Source organism: Vibrio sp. 03_296 (assembly GCF_002265885.1).
In genome coordinates this window covers 1-794 of the sequence record NZ_NPKW01001389.1, presented here as the reverse complement: position 1 = coordinate 794, position 794 = coordinate 1, and the positions used below count along the sequence as shown (strand labels likewise).

The 794-nt window shown below is 47.7% G+C and carries 3 tRNA genes; all 3 read right to left on the bottom strand.

What is annotated here, in order from left to right:
- Positions 1 to 380: 380 nt before the first annotated feature.
- The 3 genes from CIK04_RS32535 to CIK04_RS32525 all read right to left on the bottom strand — a co-directional run bounded on the left by CIK04_RS32535 (position 381) and on the right by CIK04_RS32525 (position 671).
- Positions 381 to 457, bottom strand: a tRNA-Pro gene (locus CIK04_RS32535).
- A gap of 25 nt (positions 458 to 482) precedes the next feature.
- A tRNA-His gene (locus tag CIK04_RS32530) sits at positions 483 to 555 on the bottom strand.
- Between the two features lie 39 nt (positions 556 to 594).
- Positions 595 to 671 (bottom strand) — tRNA-Arg (locus tag CIK04_RS32525).
- Between the last annotated feature and the right edge of the window lie 123 nt (positions 672 to 794).

The following is a 794-nucleotide window of genomic DNA, read 5'->3' as shown; positions in this document are numbered from 1 at the left end:
TCAGCAACTCCGCTTAGAAAGCCTTAAAAGTCTCTCATCAGAGACAAAAGCCAGCGCATCGGCATACTCAGTAAGGCTCGTGGGTTGAGGCAAGAAATGAGAACGTAGAGAGAGTAGAGAGAAGGTAGAGAGAAGGTAGAGAGAAGGTAGAGAGAAGGTAGAGAGAAAGTAGAGAGAAAGTAGAGAGAAGAAGATCGCACAGACGTTTTAGTCCAGGATGCCAAAACAACGAAAGCCTGCAACAAAAAGCAGGCTTTCTACAGTGGGCGGTGAAGAGGAATTCAACACGGCTGGGATTCCAGCTCCCGCCCCCAGATCCCAAACAAATATCACCAGATACGAAAAAGGCTCTACATTGCTGTAGAGCCTTTTTCTCAATGTGGTCGGTGAAGAGGGATTCGAACCCCCGACCCTCTGGTCCCAAACCAGATGCGCTACCAAGCTGCGCTATTCACCGAAATTTTATCTTTAAAGAAAGAATGGGTGGCTAACGGAGTTCAACCCGCGACAACCGGAATCACAATCCGGGACTCTACCAACTGTAGCTATAGCCACCATTGTTTTTTCACCGATAATATCCTCCAGGCATCCAAATGGCGCGCCCGAAAGGATTCGAACCTTCGACCTTTGGCTCCGGAGGCCAACGCTCTATCCAGCTGAGCTACGGGCGCATGCCCTATCGGCGGAGTGGAATAATACGTAGTTCACACTATGGCGTCTAGTTGTTTTTTTAGTTTTTTTCCGTTTGGTCTCTTTTTCGTCAGTTATCTGGCTACAAATGTAAATAACAGATG